Origin of the sequence: Oceanospirillum linum, assembly GCF_001995095.2 — a bacterium.
GTDB classification, from domain to species: Bacteria; Pseudomonadota; Gammaproteobacteria; order Pseudomonadales; family Halomonadaceae; genus Oceanospirillum; species Oceanospirillum linum.
Genome location: NZ_MTSD02000103.1, coordinates 1 through 438, shown reverse-complemented (window position 1 = coordinate 438; position 438 = coordinate 1). Strand labels below are relative to the sequence as shown.

Genomic DNA, 438 nt, shown 5'->3' with positions numbered 1-438 from the left:
AGTGGGTAGCCCGCCAAATGCCATTGCAGCTGCTGCGGTGGGGATTGGTTTTGCGGATTGGATGAAGGTGGGTGTCCCTGCCGTTTTGCTGATGCAGCCTACGATGTTGGGTATTCTTTGGTGGGTACTTCGTCCCAATTTGTCGCATACCTTTGATTTACAGGAAAAACGCCAAACGATGGGGTTACAGCAATGGCTCACGTTAGCGGTGTTTACAATCACGGTTCTACTGTGGCTGTTCAGTGCCCCTGTCTCAAGCAGTTTAGGCATTGAAAAAGGGTTTGACGCCATTGTTGCGCTATTGGCGATTGTTCTGCTATGTGCTTTAAAACTGGTGAGCTGGAAGGATATTGAACAATCGGCAGATTGGGGGGTGTTACTGCTCTTTGGTGGGGGCTTAACCCTATCGGCCATTTTGAAAACAACAGGGGCTAGTGT

1 protein-coding gene is annotated in these 438 nt (G+C 49.5%); it reads left to right on the top strand.

From position 1 onward, the window contains the following. The coding region (locus tag BTA35_RS16835; protein WP_202931310.1) for an SLC13 family permease at positions 1-438 on the top strand (438 nt) is incomplete at both ends.